19 protein-coding genes are annotated in these 22078 nt (G+C 62.0%); 4 read left to right on the top strand and 15 right to left on the bottom strand.

What is annotated here, in order from left to right; all coding sequences use genetic code 11:
- Positions 1-43 precede the first annotated feature (43 nt).
- The 3 genes from folP to AT395_RS08810 form a co-directional block, all read right to left on the bottom strand.
- Complete coding sequence (gene folP, locus AT395_RS08820; RefSeq protein WP_052765694.1) at positions 44-913, bottom strand: dihydropteroate synthase; 870 nt, start codon at positions 911-913, stop codon at positions 44-46.
- Between the two features lie 375 nt (positions 914-1288).
- Positions 1289-3163: an ATP-dependent zinc metalloprotease FtsH gene (gene ftsH, locus AT395_RS08815; protein ID WP_042112094.1), complete on the bottom strand. Its 1875-nt coding sequence runs from the start codon at positions 3161-3163 to the stop codon at positions 1289-1291.
- A gap of 119 nt (positions 3164-3282) precedes the next feature.
- Positions 3283-3933 carry an RlmE family RNA methyltransferase gene (locus tag AT395_RS08810; RefSeq protein WP_042112096.1) on the bottom strand — a complete coding sequence of 217 codons (651 nt, stop codon included), beginning with the start codon at positions 3931-3933 and terminating at the stop codon, positions 3283-3285.
- 138 nt (positions 3934-4071) lie between these two features.
- Here AT395_RS08810 and yhbY point away from each other — a divergent pair, with 138 nt between their 5' ends.
- Entirely contained in the window at positions 4072-4572 is a 501-nt protein-coding gene (yhbY, locus tag AT395_RS08805) for a ribosome assembly RNA-binding protein YhbY (protein WP_042112098.1), read from the top strand.
- A gap of 131 nt (positions 4573-4703) precedes the next feature.
- On the opposite strand, the gene AT395_RS08800 is transcribed toward yhbY, so the two are convergent.
- The 8 genes from AT395_RS08800 to AT395_RS08765 all read right to left on the bottom strand — a co-directional run bounded on the left by AT395_RS08800 (position 4704) and on the right by AT395_RS08765 (position 14491).
- Positions 4704-5219, bottom strand: coding sequence for a DUF4149 domain-containing protein (locus AT395_RS08800; protein ID WP_042112100.1), 516 nt, complete (start codon positions 5217-5219; stop codon positions 4704-4706).
- Positions 5203-5679, bottom strand: coding sequence for a transcription elongation factor GreA (gene greA, locus AT395_RS08795; protein WP_042112102.1), 477 nt, complete (start codon positions 5677-5679; stop codon positions 5203-5205). The genes AT395_RS08800 and greA overlap by 17 nt, the downstream gene beginning before the upstream one ends.
- A gap of 267 nt (positions 5680-5946) precedes the next feature.
- Entirely contained in the window at positions 5947-9189 is a 3243-nt protein-coding gene (carB, locus tag AT395_RS08790; protein ID WP_048627556.1) for a carbamoyl-phosphate synthase large subunit, read from the bottom strand.
- Between the two features lie 18 nt (positions 9190-9207).
- Positions 9208-9876: a leucine efflux protein LeuE gene (gene leuE / locus AT395_RS08785; RefSeq protein WP_042112105.1), complete on the bottom strand. Its 669-nt coding sequence runs from the start codon at positions 9874-9876 to the stop codon at positions 9208-9210.
- A 39-nt stretch (positions 9877-9915) separates the two neighbouring features.
- Entirely contained in the window at positions 9916-11061 is a 1146-nt protein-coding gene (gene carA, locus AT395_RS08780) for a glutamine-hydrolyzing carbamoyl-phosphate synthase small subunit (protein ID WP_042112107.1), read from the bottom strand.
- Between the two features lie 194 nt (positions 11062-11255).
- Positions 11256-12017 carry a FadR/GntR family transcriptional regulator gene (locus AT395_RS08775; RefSeq protein WP_048627557.1) on the bottom strand — a complete coding sequence of 254 codons (762 nt, stop codon included), beginning with the start codon at positions 12015-12017 and terminating at the stop codon, positions 11256-11258.
- A 66-nt stretch (positions 12018-12083) separates the two neighbouring features.
- Entirely contained in the window at positions 12084-13721 is a 1638-nt protein-coding gene (gene treF / locus AT395_RS08770; RefSeq protein ID WP_224787614.1) for an alpha,alpha-trehalase TreF, read from the bottom strand.
- Between the two features lie 2 nt (positions 13722-13723).
- Positions 13724-14491 (bottom strand): SDR family NAD(P)-dependent oxidoreductase, encoded by a 768-nt coding sequence (locus AT395_RS08765; protein WP_042112110.1) that lies wholly within the window; start codon positions 14489-14491, stop codon positions 13724-13726.
- 439 nt (positions 14492-14930) lie between these two features.
- Between AT395_RS08765 and AT395_RS08760 the strand changes: the two genes are divergently transcribed.
- The 3 genes from AT395_RS08760 to AT395_RS08750 all read left to right on the top strand — a co-directional run bounded on the left by AT395_RS08760 (position 14931) and on the right by AT395_RS08750 (position 18004).
- A complete protein-coding gene (locus AT395_RS08760; RefSeq protein ID WP_042112113.1) occupies positions 14931-16253 on the top strand; it encodes a C4-dicarboxylate transporter DctA in 1323 nt (440 codons plus the stop codon).
- Between the two features lie 86 nt (positions 16254-16339).
- Complete coding sequence (gene alc / locus AT395_RS08755) at positions 16340-17362, top strand: allantoicase (protein ID WP_058375309.1); 1023 nt, start codon at positions 16340-16342, stop codon at positions 17360-17362.
- Positions 17363-17470: 108 nt separating this feature from the next.
- The gene (locus tag AT395_RS08750) at positions 17471-18004 is read left to right on the top strand and encodes an ureidoglycolate lyase (protein WP_042112120.1); all 534 of its coding nucleotides are present in this window, start codon (positions 17471-17473) and stop codon (positions 18002-18004) included.
- Positions 18005-18260: 256 nt separating this feature from the next.
- Here the strand turns inward: AT395_RS08750 and AT395_RS08745 are convergent, their stop codons facing one another.
- From AT395_RS08745 to AT395_RS08730, 4 genes are all read right to left on the bottom strand, one after another.
- Positions 18261-18668: a RidA family protein gene (locus tag AT395_RS08745; RefSeq protein ID WP_042117041.1), complete on the bottom strand. Its 408-nt coding sequence runs from the start codon at positions 18666-18668 to the stop codon at positions 18261-18263.
- 2 nt (positions 18669-18670) lie between these two features.
- Complete coding sequence (locus tag AT395_RS08740; protein WP_042112121.1) at positions 18671-19141, bottom strand: acyl-CoA thioesterase; 471 nt, start codon at positions 19139-19141, stop codon at positions 18671-18673.
- A 68-nt stretch (positions 19142-19209) separates the two neighbouring features.
- Positions 19210-20853 (bottom strand): AMP-binding protein, encoded by a 1644-nt coding sequence (locus AT395_RS08735; RefSeq protein ID WP_042112123.1) that lies wholly within the window; start codon positions 20851-20853, stop codon positions 19210-19212.
- A 37-nt stretch (positions 20854-20890) separates the two neighbouring features.
- Positions 20891-22075 (bottom strand): acyl-CoA dehydrogenase family protein, encoded by a 1185-nt coding sequence (locus AT395_RS08730; protein ID WP_048627559.1) that lies wholly within the window; start codon positions 22073-22075, stop codon positions 20891-20893.
- Positions 22076-22078: the final 3 nt, after the last annotated feature.

The raw sequence follows: 22078 nt of genomic DNA, 5'->3' as shown, positions 1-22078 counted from the left end.
GATTCAGGGCCGCGCGCTTAGCATAATGCCGCCGTGCGCGGCGTCACTCGGCGTCGCGCACGGCGTGCCAGACTTTCAGGGCATCGACCGTCTCGGCGACATCGTGCACCCGGACAATAGCCGCACCCTGCTGCGCAGCGCACATCGCAGCCGCCACGCTTGCCACCTGACGCTCCTGCGGCGACTGACGCCCCGTGATTTCCCCCAGCATTCGCTTTCGCGACATGCCCACGAGCAACGGCAGGCCGTCGCGAGACAATACCGGCAGGTGTTTGAGCAGGGCGAGATTATGCGCCAGATTCTTGCCGAAGCCGAATCCCGGATCGAGATACAGACGTGAGGGTGCAATGCCTGCACTGAGCAACGTGTCGACCCGGCCATCGAGAAAGGCAGCCACCTCGGTGACGACATCGGTGTAAATCGGAGCGTCCTGCATTGTCTTGGGATCGTGCAGCATATGCATGATGCACAGCGCAGCTTCGCTATCGCGCACGGCGTCGATAGCCCCTGGCTGCTGAAACCCCCAGATGTCGTTGATCATGTCAGCGCCAGCAGCCAGGACGGCTCGCATGACACCCGGCTTATAAGTATCGACCGAGAGCGGCACGCCGCAATCGCGCAAGGCTTCGACAATCGGCACGACGCGCTCGAGTTCGGCGTCTTCCGGCAGGGCTTCGGCCCCCGGACGAGTTGACTCACCGCCAATATCGAGGATATCGACACCGTCGGCAATCAACCTCTCCGCATGGCGCAGCGCGGCGTCTCGGGCGACGAATTTGCCACCGTCGGAAAACGAGTCCGGCGTGACATTCAGGATGCCCATGACATGCACCCGGCGCGCGTCGAGCCGGAAGCGCGGCCCGAATGCGAGCGAGTCGGGCTTGACTGGGTTGTCGGATACTTCACCGGACACCACGATGTCGTCGATGTCGGAAGGCGTGGAAGGAAGGGATTGCGACTGCTCGGAGGACATTCGGAAGCTCGTAGCTCAGTAAAACAGATAGCGGCCCGTTCGCGGGAACGGTTCGGCGCGCCCGGAGGCACCGAGCGCTGCATATGGCCGTAATGTTACCGGAATCCCCCGCCGCACCGACGCCGGAAACACTCCGTAACACCGAAATTCACTATTTCCTGGCTTGCGTCCCCGATCACTTTTTTTTGCTGGCGCTCCAACGGTTTGCGGCATGGGAGCCCATCTTCGCCAGCACTATTGCCCCAAAACGCAAAAAGGCCGGCGAGGGGCCGGCCTTTCTGGGATCGCAGGGCTTTCGCCCGCCGAGACGACCGTTTAGACGGTCGCCGGCGTGTTGCTGGGCTTGAGCGGCGGATTACCACCCGACGCACCACCACTCGGCGAACCGCTCTTCGGCGGACGCGGCGGACGGCCATCCATGATGTCGCCAATCTGCTCGCCGTCGATCGTTTCCCATTCCATCAGCGCCTGAGTCATGGCTTCGACCTTGTCGCGGTTGTCTTCCAGCAGCTTCCTGGCCAATGCGTACTGTTCGTCCAGAATGCGGCGGACTTCACCGTCGACCTTTTGCTGCGTGGCCTCCGACACCGACTTGGAAGACATGCGGCCGAACACCGAATCCTGCTCCGTGTCGACGTAGACCATCGGGCCCAGGGCGTCCGACATACCGTAGCGGGTCACCATATCGCGAGCGAGCTTGGTGGCGCGCTCGAAATCGTTCGAAGCGCCGGTCGACATCTTGTTGATGAACACTTCCTCTGCTGCACGACCGCCAAACAGGATGGCAATCTGCGTGAGCATCGTGTCGCGATACTCCGAGTACTTGTCGTGTTCCGGCAACTGCATGGTCAGGCCCAGCGCCCAGCCGCGCGGGATAATCGTCACCTTATGCACAGGATCGGCTTCCGGCAGCAGCATCGCCACGACTGCGTGGCCCGACTCGTGGTACGCCGTCGCACGGCGTTCCTCGTCGCGCATGACAGCCGACTTGCGCTCCGGACCCATGAAGATCTTGTCCTTGGCATCTTCGAAGTCGAGCATTTCGACGATACGCTTGTTACGGCGCGCGGCGAACAGCGCAGCTTCATTCACCAGGTTCGCGAGATCGGCACCCGACATGCCCGGCGTACCGCGTGCGATGACCGATGCGTCGACATCGTTGGCGATCGGCACCTTGCGCAGATGCACCTTCAGGATTTGCTCGCGGCCACGGATGTCCGGCAGACCGACGTAGACCTGACGGTCGAAACGTCCCGGGCGCAGCAGCGCCTTGTCGAGCACGTCCGAACGGTTGGTCGCGGCAATCACGATCACGCCCGAATTGGCCTCGAAACCGTCCATCTCGACGAGCATCTGGTTCAGCGTCTGCTCGCGCTCATCGTTACCGCCGCCCATGCCAGCGCCACGATGACGGCCGACCGCATCGATTTCATCGATGAACACGATACAAGGCGATTGCTTCTTCGCGTTTTCGAACATGTCGCGCACACGGGCAGCACCCACGCCAACGAACATTTCCACGAAGTCGGAACCCGAGATGCTGAAGAACGGCACCTTGGCTTCGCCAGCAATAGCACGGGCCAGCAGCGTCTTACCGGTTCCCGGCGGGCCGACCAGCAGCACGCCGCGCGGAATACGCCCGCCCAGCTTCTGGAATTTCTGAGGATCTTTCAGGAAGTCGACCAGTTCGCCGACTTCGTATTTGGCTTCGTCGCAGCCAGCAACGTCGGCAAAGGTGACCGGATTGGCATTTTCGTCGATGAGACGTGCACGGGATTTACCGAAGGAGAAGGCACCGCCCTTACCCCCGCCCTGCATCTGTCGCATCATGTAGAACCAGAACCCGATGATCAGCAACGTGGGTCCAAGGTAGTAGAGTGCAGACATGAGCACGTTCGGTTCGTCGTCGGCCTTACCCGAGACCTGAACGCCGTACTTCATGAGATCGCCCACCATCCAGATGTCGCCAGGCGACACGATGGTGTATTTCTGGCCGTCGCTAGGCGTGACCTGAAGGCTGCGCCCTTGCACCACCACGTTCTTGATCTTGCCGTTCTTGGCATCGTCCATGAACTGGGAGTAAGTTACGCCCTCCTGGACATGCGGCTTGTCGAACTGTTTAAAAACAGTAAACAAGACCAGCGCGATGACTAACCACACCGCCGCTTTGGAAAACATATTATTGTTCAAAGCGTTGCTCCTTCATGAAATCGCTTCGCGCCAGGAATTCATTCTAATCCACTCGCAGGCGCACCGCCATAGTGATTCTTTACCGCCACCATAGCGCCAGTGCGCCGGTTTGACGGGCATCAACCCGGATTTTTCAGACCCCGACCGAGAATGAACGTTTCGGAGGATTTGTCCCGTGACGCCTTGGGCTTACGCGGCGCCACCGTTTTGAACTGTTGTTTGAATTTTTCGACAATCTGGCTATAGCCGCTGCCGTGAAAACATTTGACCAGTAACGCCCCCTCGGGTTTCAGGTGCCGCTGAGCAAAATCCAGCGCAAGATCGCATAAATGCTCGATCCGCGCCGCATCGGCCGATGCCACACCGGACAAGTTGGGGGCCATGTCGGAAACTACAAGGTCGACTTTGCGTCCAGCCACGATTTCTTCCAGTTGCTCCAGCACGCTGTCTTCGCGGAAGTCACCCTGTAAAAAGTGAACATCGGCAATCGGTTCCATCGGGAGGATATCCAGCGCGATGATCGTGCCGTCGATGCCGCCCTCGGTACGCTTGCCGCCCGCGAGCTTGTTGCGCGCGTACTGGCTCCAGCTCCCCGGCGTCGATCCCAGGTCGACGATGACCTGACCGGGCTTGATCAGCCGGTCCTGCTCGTCGATCTCCTTGAGTTTGTACGCTGCGCGGGCGCGATAGCCCTCGCGCTGCGCCATTTTGACGTAGGGATCGTTGATGTGATCGTGCAGCCACGCATGGCTGAAACGGTTTTTTGCCATAATTCTTCAAAAACGCTGCGAATTTGCAGGATAATACGCCCTTGCGCGCCCAAAATCCGTTTGCCAGCCAGCAGTCATGCAGGCGTTGTGGCTACCGCTTGCGGGCGCATCCTAACTCGTTTGTCTCGTCTGTCCTCTATGCCCGCTTTGACCCTGACCCCGGCGCAACGCGCCGACTTGCGCTCCGCCGCCCATGCGCTGAATCCTGTCGTTCTGATCGGCGCCGACGGCTTGACGCCGGCGGTGCTCAAGGAAATCGACGGCGCCCTGAAGGCCCACGAACTGATCAAGGTACGCGTGTTCGGCGACGAACGCGATGCGCGCGTGGCCATTTACGAATCGATCTGCGACCAACTCGGTGCAGCGCCGGTGCAACACATCGGCAAACTGCTTGTTCTGTACCGCCCCACTCCGGACGAAAAGGAAGTGCCGGCTCGCGCCAGAACCAGTGGTACTGGCGCAACGGTCAAGGGCCGTGCTCCGCGCACCGTCACGGTCATCAAGAACAGCACCAATTCCGGACGTCGCCCCACGGTCAAGAAAGTCACCGTCGCAGGCAACGAGCGCATGACCGCCGGTGGTATCGTCAAGCGCGCCAAGAAGCGCCAGACCAGCGTCAAGCGCCAGCGCAACGACTAAGCGAACGGCTGGCCGATCAAGCTGTTCCGCCAACCCTCGAAAAGACGCGCCCTAATCGGGCGCGTTTTTTTATGGTTGAGGCGATCGGGTGGCAAGCCGCGAGGCTAGCGCCTTCGCGCGCCCTGCGGCAATTAGCCGCGCACCGGCTGACGCCAGATCAGCGCAATACCGAGCAAGCTTTGCAGCAAATAAATGCCGCTCGACAGGCCATGGAGCACGCCGAAGCGCGCGGCGAACGGCGATTGACCGATCTCGACGCCAGACGCTTCCGCCTGTGCACGCAAATCGGCCATGAACGGTTGCAAGCCGAACCAACTGATCAGCACGCAGACCATCATTGCCACTGCCAGCCAGCGCAGACCACGATAGCATCGTGCAGCGCGAGCGTCGCTCGTGCGGGCGATGAGCGCCGTTGCCAGCCAGACCAGCAGCACGCCGCAAACAAGGCTCAGCCAGGCCTGCGTGTGAAACAGCCGGCCGGCGACCGTGCCGGCCACCGTGCGAGACTCCAGCACGGCGAAGAGCGTGGGCGCCACGATATAGCCGATAGCCCACTGACTACCGCACCAGACGGTCGCGATCAGTCGGAACAGCCGTTCCAGCCGCGGCGCGCCGCCTGCAGACGTCACGTCAGACGTAGCGGACATCGATGATCTCGTACTCACGCACGCCGCTCGGGGCCTGCACTTCGGCCACATCGCCTGCGTACTTGCCAATGAGCGCACGTGCGATCGGCGAACTCACCGAAATCTTGCCGTGTTCCAGATCGGCCTCATCGTCGCCAACGATCTGATACTGCACTTTGCCGCCGTTCTCGAGGTCTTCGAGTTCAACGGTCGCGGCGAACACTACTCGGCCTTCGGCATCGAGTGCCGACGGGTCGATGATCTGGGCCGCCGAGAGCTTCGACTCGAGATCGGCGATACGCCCCTCGATAAAGCCCTGCTTTTCCTTCGCGGCGTCGTATTCCGCGTTTTCCGACAGATCGCCCTGCGCACGGGCTTCAGCAATCGCAGTGATCACGTTCGGACGTTCGACGGACTTCAGGCGGTGCAGCTCTTCCTTGAGCAGCTCGGCGCCTCGTTTGGTCAGAGGAATGGTACTCATGCGCGTTGTTCCGAAAGACAAAAAAATTGCCGCAGCAAAGCCGCATTCGCACTTTTTGCGAACGCCGCTTGACCGCGGCTGTGACACCTATGTGGCATTAGTGTAGCAGAGTTGCCGACGCTGCCAACCAGAGGGTTGGCCGAGCGACATCCCGCCACATATGAAGCATTTGGCGCCCCCGCCGGAGATCGGTTCCCCAACGGCGGCGCCATTTTTTGCGACGACGCCCTGCTCAGGCCCGTATCGCCTGCCTCAGACGGCAGACGTTCAGGCAGGCAGCGAAGCGTGCAGGCCCTGAAGGTCGTACACCTCGAGGTTCTGCAGATACTTCAGCCCTTCCACCGCGGCACGCGCACCCGAGATCGTCGTGTAATACGTGACCTTGTGGGCCTGCGCCGACATGCGGATCGAGCGCGAATCGGCGATTGCCGTGCGGGTTTCGTCCACCGTGGTGAACACCAGCGCGATCTCGCCGTTCTTGATCATGTCGACAATGTGCGGACGGCCGTCCTTCACCTTGTTGACCACACGCACCGGAATGCCGGCGGCTTCGATCGCAGCCGCCGTACCGCGCGTCGCCACGATCGGGTAACCCAGCGCGTGCAGCATGCGGGCGACTTCAACCGCGCGCGGCTTGTCGGCGTCCTTCACCGTGAGCAGCACCGTGCCCGACGTCGGCAGGCGCGAGCCGGCAGCCAGTTGCGACTTGAAGAGCGCTTCGCCGAACGTGCGGCCGACACCCATCACCTCCCCGGTCGAACGCATTTCCGGTCCAAGCACCGGGTCGACGCCCGGGAACTTCACGAACGGGAAAACCGCTTCCTTGACGCTGAAGTACGGCGGCGTCACTTCGCTCGTCACGCCTTGCGACTTGAGCGACTGACCGACCATCGCACGGGCGGCGATCTTGGCCAGTTGGCGGCCAGTCGCCTTCGAGACGTACGGCACCGTACGCGAGGCGCGCGGGTTGACTTCGAGCACGTAGATCGTGTCGACGCCGTTACCCTGCTGAATCGCGAACTGCACGTTCATCAGACCGACCACGTTCAGCGCACGGGCCATCGCAGCCGTCTGACGCTTGAGTTCGGCAATCGTCTCGGCCGACAGCGAGTACGGCGGCAACGAGCAAGCCGAGTCGCCCGAGTGCACGCCAGCCTGTTCGATATGCTCCATCACGCCGCCGATGTAGACATCGGTGCCGTCCGAAATGCAGTCGACGTCGCACTCGATCGCGTCGTCGAGGAAACGGTCGAGCAGCACCGGGCTGTCGTTGCTCACCTTGACGGCTTCACGCATGTAGCGCTCGAGGTCACGCGGCTCGTGGACAATTTCCATGGCACGGCCGCCCAGCACATACGACGGACGCACGACCAGCGGATAGCCGATCTCGGCGGCAAGCTTCAGCGCTTCGTCTTCGGCACGGGCCGTACGGTTCGGCGGTTGACGCAGGCCGAGGTCGTGCAACAGCTTCTGGAAGCGCTCGCGATCTTCGGCGGCATCGATCATGTCCGGGCTCGTGCCGACAATCGGCACGCCGTTCGCTTCAAGGTCGAGAGCGAGCTTGAGCGGGGTCTGGCCACCGTACTGCACGATCACGCCAACCGGCTTTTCGAGGTCGACGATTTCCAGCACGTCTTCCAGCGTCACCGGTTCGAAGTACAGGCGATCCGACGTATCGTAGTCCGTCGACACCGTTTCCGGGTTGCAGTTGACCATGATGGTCTCGTACCCGTCCTCACGCAGCGCGAGGGCCGCGTGCACGCAGCAGTAGTCGAACTCGATACCCTGACCGATACGGTTCGGGCCGCCGCCGAGCACCATGATCTTCTTCTTGTCGGTCGGCTGGGCTTCGCACTCTTCCTCGTAGGTCGAGTACATGTAGGCGGTGTTGGTCGAGAATTCAGCAGCGCAGGTGTCCACGCGCTTGTAGACCGGGCGCACCTTCTGAGCGATACGGGCACGGCGCACGGCGGTCTGGTCGGTACCGAGCAGCTTGGCCAGGCGACGATCCGAGAAGCCGCTCTGCTTGAGGAAGCGCAGTTCCTCGGTGCTCAGGCTTTCCAGCGTGCGGCCCGACAGGGCCTGTTCCTTCTTGACGATCGCTTCGAGCTGAGCGAGGAACCACGGGTCGATGGCCGTCTCGGCGTACACCTCTTCAAGGCTCATGCCCAGGCGGAATGCATCGCCCACATACCAGATACGGTCCGGGCCCGGTTCGCCGATTTCGGCAACGATTTCGTCGCGGTCGGTCGACTTTTCGTCCAGACCGTCCACGCCGACTTCGAGACCGCGCAGGGCCTTCTGGAACGATTCCTGGAACGTGCGGCCCATGGCCATCACTTCGCCGACCGACTTCATCTGCGTGGTCAGGCGGGCATCGGCTTCGCGGAATTTCTCGAAGGCGAAGCGCGGCACCTTGGTCACGACATAGTCGATGGTCGGCTCGAACGACGCCGGCGTAGCGCCGCCGGTGATTTCGTTGCGCAGCTCATCGAGCGTGTAGCCGATCGCCAGCTTGGCGGCGATCTTCGCGATCGGGAAGCCGGTCGCCTTCGACGCGAGGGCCGACGAGCGCGACACGCGCGGGTTCATTTCGATGACGACCATACGGCCGTCCTTCGGATTGATCGAGAACTGGACGTTCGAGCCGCCCGTTTCCACGCCGATTTCACGCAACACCGCCAGCGATGCGTTACGCAGCAGTTGGTATTCCTTGTCGGTCAGCGTCTGGGCCGGCGCAACGGTGATCGAGTCGCCGGTGTGCACGCCCATCGGGTCGAGGTTTTCGATCGAGCAAACGATGATGCAGTTATCGGCGCGGTCGCGCACGACTTCCATCTCGTATTCCTTCCAGCCCAGCAGCGACTCTTCGATGAGCAGTTCGCGCGTGGGCGAGAGGTCGAGACCACGTTTGCAGATCTCTTCGAATTCTTCGCGGTTATAGGCAATGCCGCCGCCCGAGCCGCCGAGCGTGAACGACGGACGAATCACCATCGGGTAGCCGCTGCCACCGATCTCGGCGGTGATCTGGGCTTGCACGGCGAGAGCGTCTTCCATCGAGTGGGCGATCCCCGACTTGGCCGAACCAAGACCGATCTTGGTCATGGCGTCCTTGAACTTCAGACGGTCTTCGGCCTTGTCGATGGCTTCCGGCGATGCGCCGATCAGCTCCACCTTGTACTTGTCGAGCACGCCGTGGCGGTGCAAGTCGAGCGCGCAATTGAGTGCGGTCTGCCCCCCCATCGTCGGCAGGATGGCATCCGGGCGCTCCTTGGCGATGATGCGCTCGACGACTTCCCAGGTAATCGGCTCGATGTAGGTCACGTCGGCCGTATCCGGGTCGGTCATGATCGTGGCAGGGTTGCTGTTGATCAGAATGACCTTGTAGCCTTCCTCGCGCAGCGCCTTGCAGGCCTGTGCGCCGGAATAGTCGAATTCGCATGCCTGACCGATGATGATCGGGCCGGCGCCGATGATGAGGATGCTCTTGATGTCTGTGCGCTTTGGCATAACGTTCTCAACAAAAATTTAACTCAGCGTCGCGGTCGCGAGCTTCACACCGAAGCCGACGAACAGCGCGCCCACGCCGCCGGTTGCCCCGGCGCTCAACCGGCGACGTTGCCGGAAGTGCTCGGCCAGGCGGTAACCGGCCAGGATCAGCGTGCTCAGATACAGGAAACTACAGGTCTGCACGATCACGCCCAGCACCGCAAACGACACGGCGGGGTAGGCGTAGCCCGGATCGACGAACTGGATGAAAAACGACACGCAGAACAGGATCGCCTTCGGGTTCAGCAAGCTGATGAACAGCGCGCGCTTGAACGGGTGATCGGCGTCGACCTGTTTGGGCGCGGCGACTGCTGCACCCTCGCCCGCCCGTGCGGCTCGCGCATCGGCCAGCGCACCGCGCAGCATGTTCAGCCCCATCCAGCAAAGGTAGGCCGCACCGAGGTACTTCACCACGAAGAACAGCGCCGGCTGTGCGTGCAGCAGCGACGCCACGCCTGCGGCCGCCAACGTCATGAGGATGGTGTCGCCGAGGAACACGCCGCACGCCCCTGCATAACCATGGCGAACACCGCGCTGTGCGGCCACCGACAGCACGTAGAGCGAGTTCGGCCCCGGCAGCAGAATGACCACCACCACCCCGGCCAGATAGGTCCAGAGGTTGACGATGCCGATCGAGTTTCCGAGCATGATGCGTGAGTCCTTATGCGTGTCTCGTCGAACCTGTGCTTACGCCGGCTGCTTGGCGTCGGCCATCGACTGCACGAAGCGGTCGAACAGATAGCCGATGTCGTGCGGGCCGGGCGACGCTTCCGGGTGTCCCTGGAAGCAGAATGCCGGGCGATCCGTGAGCTCGAAGCCTTGCAGCGTACCGTCGAACAACGACACATGCGAGACGCGCGCGTTGGCCGGCAAGCTGTTCGCGTCCACGGCGAAGCCATGGTTTTGCGACGTGATGACCACACGGCCGGTTGCGAGATCTTTGACCGGGTGGTTGGCACCGTGGTGGCCAGTCTTCATCTTGAGCGTTTTGGCGCCCACGGCCAGGCCCATGATCTGGTGGCCAAGGCAGATGCCGAACGTCGGGATGCGGCGCTCGAGGAAGGTCTTCGTAGCGGCAATGGCGTAGTCGCACGGCTCGGGATCGCCGGGACCGTTCGAGAGGAACACGCCATCCGGATTCAGCGCAAACACGTCGTCGGCCGAGCTTTGGGCAGGCAGGACAGTGACCTTGCAACCACGTTCGGCGAGCATGCGCAGAATATTGCGCTTGACGCCGTAGTCGAGAGCGACCACGTGGAATTTCGGGTCTTTCTGCTCACCGTAGCCTTCACCCAGCCGCCATTCCGTTTCCGTCCACGAGTACGTCTCCGTGGTCGAGACAACCTTGGCGAGGTCCATACCCGCCAGTCCCGGGAAGGATTGGGCCAGGGCGACGGCTTTGCCTTCGTCGGCTTCTTCGCCGGCGAGGATGCAGCCGTTCTGGGCGCCCTTCTCGCGCAGGATACGGGTGAGGCGGCGCGTATCGATGCCGGCGATGGCTACGACGCCTTCGTCCTTCAGGTATTGCGACAGCGTCTTGTTGGCTCGGAAATTCGAGTCGAGGATCGGCAGATCCTTGATGATCAGGCCTGCGGCATGGACTTTCGTGGCTTCGACGTCTTCACCGTTGACGCCCGTGTTGCCGATGTGCGGATACGTCAACGTGACGATCTGACGCGCATAGCTGGGGTCGGTGAGGATTTCCTGATAGCCGGTGATTGCGGTGTTGAACACGACTTCACCAATCGTGTGACCGGCAGCGCCAATGGCGTACCCACGAAAGACCGTGCCGTCAGCGAGCGCGAGAATGGCGGGTGGGAATGACGGCAGCACGGGAAACTCCTGAAGGGTTCACCCCGGCTGCCAGCCCCATCGTCCGCCGCGATGACATCAGCGCGGGCACCGGAATTGCGCGGAATATGCGCACAGCGGATGCTCGGACTGCGGACGAGATGTCAGGCGGGTAGGCGCTAGGGTGAGGGTTAAATGACTAAAACCTTCAAAGTATAGCGCAAATCCCAATCATCTCAAAGCTGAACGTGTGGCACATCAGTACGCTCTGCGTTCTCCCGGAGGGTAAGGCCGCCGGCTGACGAATACGCAGAGGGGATAGGGAAGTGAATGCCCGCCCGCTGGGCCGCCAGCACGATATGGCGCTCCATTGCGGCGCCTGCGGCGGCGCCGTCGCGGCGTCGCAGGGCCTCGAGAATCTCCAGATGTTCATGATAGGTGGAAAGCACCCGTTCGCGCTGGTAGAACGGCAGGCGCTGGCTTTCCATGACGATTTCGGTGCTGCCGCGCAGGATATCGGCGATAGCGGCATTCCCGGCGAGTCCCACGATCCGCAAGTGGAACGCGAAGTCGAGTTGGGCGGCGGTATCGACATCGCCGTCGATCAGTGCGCCCTTCATCATCTCGACGTTATCCGTGAGCCACTCGATTTCGCTGGCGCTCGCGGCGTGGGCGGCAAGCCGGGCGGAGAAGCCTTCCAGGGCGTAGCGTAGCTGATAGGTGTCCGCGAGCGATATCTGGTCCGCAAAGCGCCACGCCACGCCCAGACGCGCCGAGGCGTCGTTCACATACACGCCCTTACCCGGGCGGATCGCAACCATGCCGAGCGCTTCGAGCGTAGAGAGGGCTTCTCGCAGCGAGGCTCGACTGATCGCCAGCTCTTCGGCGAGTTGGCGCTGCGACGGCAGCATGGCGCCGGCGGGATAGACCTGGCGTTCAATGCGCTCGCGAATGATGGCGACGGCGGCGTCGGTTACGGCATGCGCCGAATGCTTCATGAGGCCTCACTGGGAATGCGGGGATACGTATGGCGCATTGTACGACGCCAAATATCCCGTCAGGTCCTACCCGCGCGTGCGCCGAGGTGGGCGGCCTTGCGCCGTCGCCTGATGGGCGGGGTGTTCCGGATGATCGCCGAGAAGGCGTCGCACCACGCCGTTAGTCCAGCCGAAGCCGTCCTGAAGCGGGTACTCCCCGCCCCCGCCGCCGCAGGCGCACATGGCGTCGCTGGTGTGGAGCGAGTACTTTTCGACGAGTTTGCTTTCGCGGGCGTAGAGTGCACCGACCGTGGCGAGCCACCGATGGGCAATCTCGTTGGCGAGCCGGCTTTCGCCGTAGCTGCGAAGCCCGTGGATCGCGATCCATTGCAGCGGCGCCCAACCGTTGGGCGGGTCCCATTGCTGAAGGCTCGACGCCTGTGTCGTGCGCAGACCGCCAGCGGCGAGAAGCCGTTCGCCGATCGTTCGCGCAGAACGGCTGGCCTGTTCCGGCGACGCCAAACCGACAAAAAGAGGCGCAGCCAGCGCGGCCGATAGCTGCGGGCGTTGCTCGCCACGCTGCCAGTCGTAATCGAGAAAGGCGCCCTCACTCTCGCACCAGAGATAGCGTGTCATCGCCTCGCGCCGCGCCTGCGCACGCGCGGCGAACGCCCGAGCCGCGCCAGTGTCGCCGGCACCGTCGCTCAGCCGGGAAATCTGCACTTCCGAGGCGTAGAGAAAGCTGTTCAGATCGACCGGCACGATAGCCGTCGTGCGGATCGACGACAGATCGTTGACGTCGTCCAGCCAGCGCGAACTGAAGTCCCAGCCCGAAGCGGCGCCGGCGCGAAGATCGCGGTAGACCTCACCGGCCGGACGCCCCGGCGCGTTACGCGCCGTGCTCACGTCCTCCAGATAGCCCTCTTCGCGAGGTGTGTCGCGCTCGTCCCAATAGCGATTGAGAAGCGCGCCGTCGGGCATGCGCACGAGATGACGGCAGGCATCGCCCGGTGCGAGCGACGCCTCGCCCTCCATCCAGTAATCGTATTCGCGACGCAGGTGAGGCAGATATTGCAGTGCGCGCGCCACGCCGTGCGACTCGAACAGCGCCACCATCAGGCCGTACATGGGTGGCTGCGAGCGGCTCAGATAGTACGTGCGGTTGCCGTTCGGAATATGGCCGTAAGTCTCGATGAGAAACGAGAAATTATCGGCCATGCTCGCGAGCAGATCGTGCCGGCCGCTGCGAGCAAGACCCAGCATCGTGAAATAGGAGTCCCAGTAGTAAAGCTCGTGGAAGCGTCCGCCCGGCACCACATACGGCCGGGGAATCGGCAACAGCGAGCTATAGGCCGGATGCGCTTCGGGAAATCGCGTGAGCACGTCCCAAAGCCCGTCGATATGGTCGACAAGGCGCTGCCCCGGGTCCGACACATAGTGACTGGCGGGCGTACGTTCGTGCGTGAAATAGTCCGCCACAAAGCGCGAGAGATCGAAACCGGGGTTAGCGGCGTCCTCGCGATACCGGCGCAGAACCTCTTCCGGGGCGAGCGCAGGCACGCAGTCCACGAACGTCTTGCTGTCGGGGAAAATGCGTTGCGTCTGCACGGCGACGAACAACTCCTGATAGCGGTCCGCCGGCGTGAGCACATCCGACGGTGCAGAGTGCGAGACGCCCGGGGTCATGCCGCCGAGGGCGAGCGAGCGTTGCGCGGTATCCGTCATCGTCATTGCTCCGAGTAATTCCAGAGCAAGCCGCCGTCGACGAACAGCGTGGTGCCGGTGACATAACTCGCTTCGGGCGAGGCGAGAAACAGCACTGCGTTGGCGACTTCGCTCGGGTCGGCGAGACGGCCAAGCGGAATGTTCGCGAGCAGTGCGGCAAGCTGCGCCTTGTTGGCGAGGAGTTGCTGATTGATCGGTGTGCCAACGGCGCCGGGCGCCACGTTATTGACCGTAATGCCAAGCGGTGCGAGTTCGATCGCCAGGTTGCGCATCATCATCTTCATACCGCCTTTGCTGGCGCAATAGCTCGTGAAGTGAGGAAACGGCAATTCCTCGTGAACCGAACTGACGTTGACGATGCGTCCGCCGCGCTTCGTATCCCGGAGATGTTGCACGAACGCTTGCGTGAGGAAGAAAGCGCCTTTCAGATTCACGTTCATCACGAGATCGTAATCAGCCTCCGTCACGTCGAGAAACGGAGCGCGACGCTCCACGCCCGCGTTGTTGACCAGCACATCGAGACGCCCCATTGCCTTGATCGCCTGAGCGACGACCGCGCGATCGTCGGCGGCATTGCCGACATCGCCGGCGATCACACAACCATCGCTACCGGCGGCGCGAACCGCGTCGAGCGTCTGCTCGGCCATCGCGCCATTCAGCCGGTCTTCCACCACGATACGCGCGCCTTCCTGCGCGAGACGAATCGCGATGGCGCGTCCGATCCCCTGGGCACTGCCGGTGACAAGGACCACCGTGTCTTTCATCCGCATGGCGCCTCCCTTCTATCGTTGTCGCGGGATCAGCACACACCGCCCGGCGCAGCACAACGGGCCCGGGCAGCACACCTGATGCAAGTGCGACTGTGCGCCGGAAAGCTAAGTTCACAAGAATTTCGGCGGATTCAGCCAACAAAACCGGCGAACCCGAGCGGAGCCACACGCGCGCCCATGCTGACTGTCGAGCCTCGCCCCGCCATAGGGAATCCCCTCAGAAGCCGCGTCTTGACCGGACTATATTGGCTTTCTAATATTCGCCATAACATCACTGGTCAGACCGGTATGACTTGTTTGGATACACTGATGTTATGAGCGGGCGTCAAACGCGCCAAATCGTTGTTGCAGTAAAGAAATCAGCCCCCGAGAGCAGTCCGTCCGACGTAGAGATCGCGAAATCCGAGAGAGTGATTTGCGCAGGCAGAGGAGACAAACCATGCCCAAGCTGTTCCGTTCGTTGTTTGGCCGAGTTGTCATTGCGTTGATAGTGGGTGTAGCGCTTGGCATTTGGTTTCCGCAGTTGGGAGAGTCCTTGCGTCCGTTGGGCGATGGCTTTCTGAAATTGATCAAGATGGTCATTGGACCGATCGTCTTCTGTGTCGTCGTGAGTGGTATGGCGAGCGCGGGCGATTTGCGCAAAGTCGGCCGTGTGGGTATCAAGGCGGTTTTGTACTTCGAGATCATCACCACCTTCGCGTTGGTCATTGGTGCCGTGCTGGCATGGGTGACGCGTCCTGGCGAGGGGATGAACATCGACATTCGCAGTCTCGATCCGAGTGCGATGGCGGCGTACACCGAGAATGCCAAGGGGTTGAAAGACACCGCGGGGTTCCTGTTGAAGATCATTCCCGACACCATTACCGACGCCTTCGCCAAGGGCGACATACTGCAAATCCTCGTCTTCTCCGTCATGTTCGGCTGTGCATTGGCGGCCCTTGGCGAGCGGGGCCGTCCGGTGGCGCGATTCATTGAAGACCTGAGCCACGTTTTCTTCCGTGTAATGGCGTTCATCATCCGGCTGGCGCCGTTGGGCGTATTGGGCGCCGTGGCGTTCACCACCGGCAAATATGGCGCGTCGTCGCTCAAGCAGTTGGGTTTGTTGGTGCTCGTGTTCTACCTGAGCTGCTTCGTCTTCGTGACCGTCGTGTTGGGCGGCGTATTGCGGCTGGCGGGCTTCAACATCTTCAAGTTCATCAAATACTTCCGTGAAGAGTTGTCCATCGTGTTGGGCACGGCGTCGTCCGATGCCGTGTTGCCCGCGATCATGCGCAAGCTCGAGTGGATGGGCATCAAGAAATCGACCGTAGGGCTTGTCGTACCGACCGGCTACTCCTTCAACCTCGACGGTTTCTCCATCTACCTGACCCTTGCCGTCATCTTCATTGCGCAGGCGACCAACACCCCCTTGTCGATGCACGACCTGATCCTTGTGGTGCTCGTGTCCTTGCTCACGTCCAAGGGAGCGCATGGCATTCCGGGGTCGGCCATCGTGATTCTGGCGGCCACGTTGGCGGCCATCCCGGCGATCCCCGTCATTGGCCTCGTTCTGATTTTGCCTGTCGACTGGTTCGTGGGCATTGCGCGAGCCATTACCAACCTGCTGGGCAACTGCGTGGCAACGCTCGTCGTCGCGGCCTGGGAAAAAGACGTCGACTTCGTACGAGCACACAAAGTGCTGGATGGCGCCCTGCCCTACGAACCGATTGCGACATCGGCAGAAGAGAGTGCTGCCCCGACTAACGCGGCGGTGACGCCATGAACATCATGGTTTAAGCCGTCAGAGATACCGAGCGAATATTCTGCCGACGCGCGACGTCGGCGCCTTTATCTGGAGTGAAAAGCAACATGGCCCTCGCCCCGCAAGATCCGAACGCACCGGAATTCGTGCGCCGTTACGTCAATCTGGCCGATCCGCGCCTGGGTGCGCAGGCACTCGAGGCCAGCGACGAATTCTTCGCGGCCAAAGAGCGCATGCTCAATCCCGAGCCGGCCGTCTTCATTCCCGGCAAATACGACGAGAACGGCAAGTGGATGGATGGCTGGGAAACGCGTCGCAAGCGCGTGAACGGCTACGACTGGTGCGTGGTCAAGCTCGCGCGGGCGGGCGTGTTGTTCGGTGTCGATCTGGACACCAGCCACTTCACCGGCAACTTCCCGCCGGCGGCGTCGCTCGAGGGGTGCTACAGCCCGGACGGTGCACCGGGCCAGAGCGCCGAGTGGTTCGAACTGCTCGCCTCGACCACGCTGCAAGGCAACTCGCATCACTACCATGCCATCGCTATCCAGCGTCCGGTCACGCACGTGCGCGTGAACCTGTACCCCGACGGCGGTCTGGCCCGCTTGCGTCTGTATGGCTTGCCGCAGAGCGATTGGGCGGCGCGTTCGCGCGACGAGCTGATCGACCTGATCGCGATGGAGAATGGCGGTTACATCGTAGCGGCGAACAACCAGCATTTCGGGTTGGCGTCGAACCTGTTGATGCCGGGCCGTGGCGTGAACATGGGCGATGGGTGGGAGACGCGGCGGCGTCGAGAGCCCGGCAACGACTGGGCGATCATTGCGTTGGCACAGCCGGGCGAGATTGCCAAAATCGAAGTCGACACGGCGCACTTCAAGGGCAACTTCCCCGATCGTTGCTCCATCCAGGCGGCATACGTGACGGGGGGCACCGAGCAGTCATTGATTACGCAGTCCATGTTCTGGCCGGTGTTGTTGCCCGAGCAGAAACTGGCGATGGACAAACAGTTCTTCTTTGAAGAGCCGGTGCAGAAGCTGGGGGCGATCACGCACATCCGCTTCAACATCATTCCGGACGGCGGCGTATCGCGCCTGCGTCTGTGGGGCCGCCTGAGCGAGAAGACGGCGTAAGCGACGTCAGCAAAAAGAAGACCTCTCGCCTCCGGACGAAAGCAAAGGGTGCGACGGATGGGAAGGATGCGAGAGGCTGCAACGAGCAGGGAAAAAAAGGAGCGTGACATGGCGGGTCTGGCGTTGAAGATAGAGCGATTGACGCGGGAGGCGTTTGCGCCGTTTGGCGACGTGATCGAGTTGTCGGGGGCGAAGCATTTCGCGATCAATGGCGGGACGACCGAGCGCTTTCACGATCTGGCGACGGTGGATCTGGGTCCGGAGGGTGGACGAACGTTAGTGAACGTGTTCCGTGGGCAGCCGAGGCAGTTGCCGTATGAGGTGAAGATGTTGGAGCGTCACCCGTTGGGCAGTCAGGCGTTCATTCCGTTGAAGACGACGCCGTATCTGGTGGTGGTGGCGCCGGCGGGCGAGTTGGATGTGAGTCAGATGAGGGCGTTCGTCTCGGAGGGTTGGCAGGGCGTGAACTACGCGCGAGGCGTATGGCATCACCCATTACTGGCGTTGCATGAGGTGAGTGACTTCGTGGTGGTGGATCGGGGGGGCGAGGGTCACAACTGTGACGAGCAGGATTTGCCGGGGGTGTATGTGTTGACGCAGGCGGCGTTGGAGGCGGCGCGGGCGGCGCAGAAAGCGGCATAAGAAGAGCGTGAAAAAGAAGCAGGACAGCGAAAACGCCGGGGAAACCCGGCGTTTTGCGTTTGGGGAGGGAGGAAAAGAACCGAAGCGAGCGGTGTAAAGGCGAGAAGTGGGCAAGAAGGGGGCGAAGGAAGGGGAAAGAGACGGACCGGGGCCCCTTTCTGCAGCGAGTTGGGTTTATGTCTGAGAGGCGGAAAGGGGCCCCGGTCCGTCTGGAGGGCGGTGTAGGAGGGGCCCCAACCAACACGCCCTGAAAAAACTAAGCGGCGGGCACAACAGCGGTGACTTCGATTTCGACCTTCGCTTCGTCCTCAACAAGATCGGCGACTTCCACGGCGGTCATGGCGGGGAAATGGCGTCCGATGATGTCTCGATAGTGTTCGCCGATGGCGCGATAGCTTTCCACGTACTCGCGCTTATTCTTCACGTACCAGGTCATGCGTACGATGTGTTCTGGCTTGGCGTTGCCTTCGGCGAGAATTGCCACGATATTCGCGAGCGTCTGACGGACTTGCAGAGCGAAATCATCCGTTTCGAAACGTTGCTGTCCGTTCCAGCCGATCTGACCGCCGACAAACACGATGCGGCTGCCTGCCGTCATCTCGAAAGCCATGCCGTTGGCGTAGCCGCGCGGTTTCGCCCAATCGGGCGGTTGCAGAACTTGCAGCATCAGGACACTCCTTCAATTACAGAATCGGGTGCGGCAAAGCGCACAATAGCCTCGCGTTGGGCCGGGGGTACCGTGATCGGGGAGGGTCTTCCGCCCTCGCCCTTCGCGACCCAGACCAGTACCAGCGTGGCTTGTAGACGCGTCTCGTCGTTTGCACCGGCGAACCGTATGCGCAGCGTCATCGACGAGCGACCGAGGCGCGTGACTTCCAGCGAGCGCAATAGCGTCTCGCCCAAAAAACTGGGGGCACTGAAGCGGCATTCGATATTGGCGGTCGGCACCCCCATGCCGTCGCGCAGATGCATCTCGCCGAACGACAGGTTCAGTCCTTCCGCGCACCAGTCTTCGACCAGATCGTTGATCATCTCGAAATAGCGCGGATAAAACACGATGCCTGCCGGATCGCAATGTTTGAAGCGCACCAGCAGCGGTTTGACGAATGCGTGTGCGCTCACGTCAGCCTCCGACATAATTCCATTCTCCCTGCGAGCAGGATCGACAAAGTGAGTGAGTGCCGACTGGAGCGCTCACCCCTACCTCACTGCCCCAACTGGCGGAGCTTGAAGCGTTGCAGCTTACCCGTTTCCGTGCGCGGCAACGCGTCGACAAACTCGATCGCGCGCGGGTACTTATATGGTGCGATGTTAGCCTTCACATACTCCTGAAGCGCCTTCACCATCGCTTCGTCGCGCGACTCGCCGGGCTTGAGCACCACATACGCCTTCACGATCTGACCGCGTGCCTCGTCGTTCGCACCCACCACACCGCACTCAGCCACCGCCGGATGCTTCAACAGCGCCGACTCGACCTCCGGTCCGGCGATGTTGTAACCGGCCGAGACAATCATGTCGTCCGAGCGGGCTTGATAATAGTAATTGCCTGCTTCGTCACACATAAACGTGTCGCCCGGCAGATTCCAGCCGTTCTTCACATAGTTCGTCTGACGCGAATCAGCGAGATACCGGCAACCGGTCGGTCCCTTCACCGCCAGCTTGCCCACCTTGCCGGGAGGCAGCGGCTGCATGTTCTCGTCCACGATCATCGCGATATAGCCCGGCACCGGCTTGCCGATCGCGCCCGGCACCACGTCGCCATTCGCTGCCGAGATGAAAATGTGGATCATCTCCGTGCCACCAATGCCATCAATCATCTCGATGCCCGACGCCTGCTTCCATAGCTGACGTGTCGCATCGGGCAACGCCTCGCCTGCCGAGACCGTCTTCTTCAGGCTCGACAAATCGTACTTGTCCACCAGCGCCGCCATCTGGCGATAAAACGTTGGCGCCGTGAAACAGATCGTCGCGCGATACTGCTCGATCGCCTGCAACAGACTGTCCGGCGTGAGCTTCTCCAACAAAACCGTCGCCGCACCAACACGCAACGGGAACGTCAACAAGCCCCCCGTACCGAAAGTGAACGCTAACGGGGGAGTGCCGCAGAAGATATCGTCCGGGCCCGGCTTCAGTACATGGCGGGGGAACAGATCACACATCGCCAGCACGTCGCGATGAAAATGCATCGTGCCCTTCGGTTGTCCCGTCGTACCGCTCGTGAAGGCGATCAGACACACATCGTCCACCGCCGTGTCGCAGGCATTGAAGTGCGCCGGCTGACGCGCCATGCGGGCCTCCAGTGAGTCCTCACCCACGTCGTGGAAATACACCACCTGCGTCAATGCCGGACAGAAGTACTCATGCGTCGATTGACGGTTGAACTCAAGCTCCTCCTTCAGACGGCCGTCGCACAATGCTGCGCCGACCTCCGCCTTGTCGATGATCTGCTTGAGTTCCTTCGCCCGCAGCAGCGGCATCGTCGGCACCCCCACGAGTCCGGCCTTGATCACCGCCAGCCACGCCGCAGCCATGAAAAGATTGTTCGGACCACGCAGCAACACGCGATTGCCCGGCACCAACGCCATGTCATTACGAAGCACATGAGAGATGCGATCCACCATCTCGCGCAAACCCAGATACGTCGTGACCGTCGGTGCGCCGTTCTCCACCGAATAAATCGCGGGTGCGTCGCCGCGGCCCTCAGCGATCACACGATCCAGCAGTTCGGCGGCGCAATTGATGCGCGCCGGATATGCCACATCCGGATTGTCCAGCAGAAACTCGGGCCACTGATCGGCGGGCGGCAGATTGTCGCGCGCGAAAGTGTCGAGATGTCCAGATCGTTCCATGTGCTTCTCCTTGCCCCCGGTAAGTCAATGACAGCGCTCAGCCGTCCTTGAGCAGTTCTCGCGCGATGATCAGCTTTTGTACTTCCGTTGCCCCTTCATAGATCCGAAGCGAGCGAATCTCCCGATACAGACGCTCAACGATCGCTCCCGATACCACGCCTGCGCCACCGAACATCTGCAACGCGCGATCAATCACCTGCTGCGCCGACTCCGTCGCAAACATCTTCGCCATCGCTGCCTCGCGCGTCGTGCGCTGCCCCTGCACATCGCGCTGCCAGGCGGCGCGATACGTCAGCAAGGCAGCCGCGTCCACCGACGTCGCCATATCGCCCAGCGCGGCCTGCGTGATCTGGAAATCGGCGAGCGTCTGGCCGAACATCTCGCGAGACTTGGCGCGCGCCAACCCTTCGTCCAGGGCACGGCGGGCGAACCCCAGCGCTGCCGCCGCCACCGACGCGCGGAAAATATCCAGCGTCATCATCGCGACCTTGAACCCCTGCCCCGCTTCGCCAAGACGCTGCGAGGCAGACACCCGGCAGTTCTCGAACTTCAGACGAGCGAGCGGATGCGGTGCGCTCACGTCGATGCGCTCCGCAATCGTCAGCCCCGGCGTATTCGCATCGACGACGAACGCGCTGATACCCCGAGCCCCCGGCGCCTCGCCCGTCCGGACGAAAACACAGTAGAAGTCCGCAATGCCGCCATTCGAAATCCAGGTCTTCTCGCCGTTAAGCACATAATCGTCGCCATCCGGCGTGGCAGCGCAGGCCATCGCAGCCACGTCCGAGCCCGCGTTCGGCTCCGACAGCGCGAACGCCGCAATCGCCTCCCCCGAGGCCACGCGCGGCAGATAGCGCTGCTTGAGCGCGTCGCTGCCCGCGAGCGTAATCGCGCCGCTGCCCAGCCCTTGCATCGCAAAGGCGAAATCGGCCAGACCGTCGTGGCGGGCGAGCGTTTCTCGCAACACGCACAACGCGCGCGAATCCAGCGTCTCCAGCGCACCGCCATGACTCGCGGGCACGCAGTACTTCAACCAGCCGGCGCGCCCCAATTGCCGCACCAGCGCCACACACGTCGCATCGGTGTCTGCGTGATGGTCCACCTTCAGTTCGCGCGAACACCAGGCGTCGAGTTCCGTGCCCAGGCGGCGATGCGCGTCGTCGAAAAACGGCCACGCCAGAAACTCGGCGTTGCGCGCATTGTGGGGAGTGATATCGCTCATCGT

This window comes from Pandoraea apista (assembly GCF_001465595.2).
GTDB classification, from domain to species: domain Bacteria; phylum Pseudomonadota; class Gammaproteobacteria; order Burkholderiales; family Burkholderiaceae; genus Pandoraea; species Pandoraea apista.
This window is presented reverse-complemented; position numbering and strand designations above follow the sequence as displayed.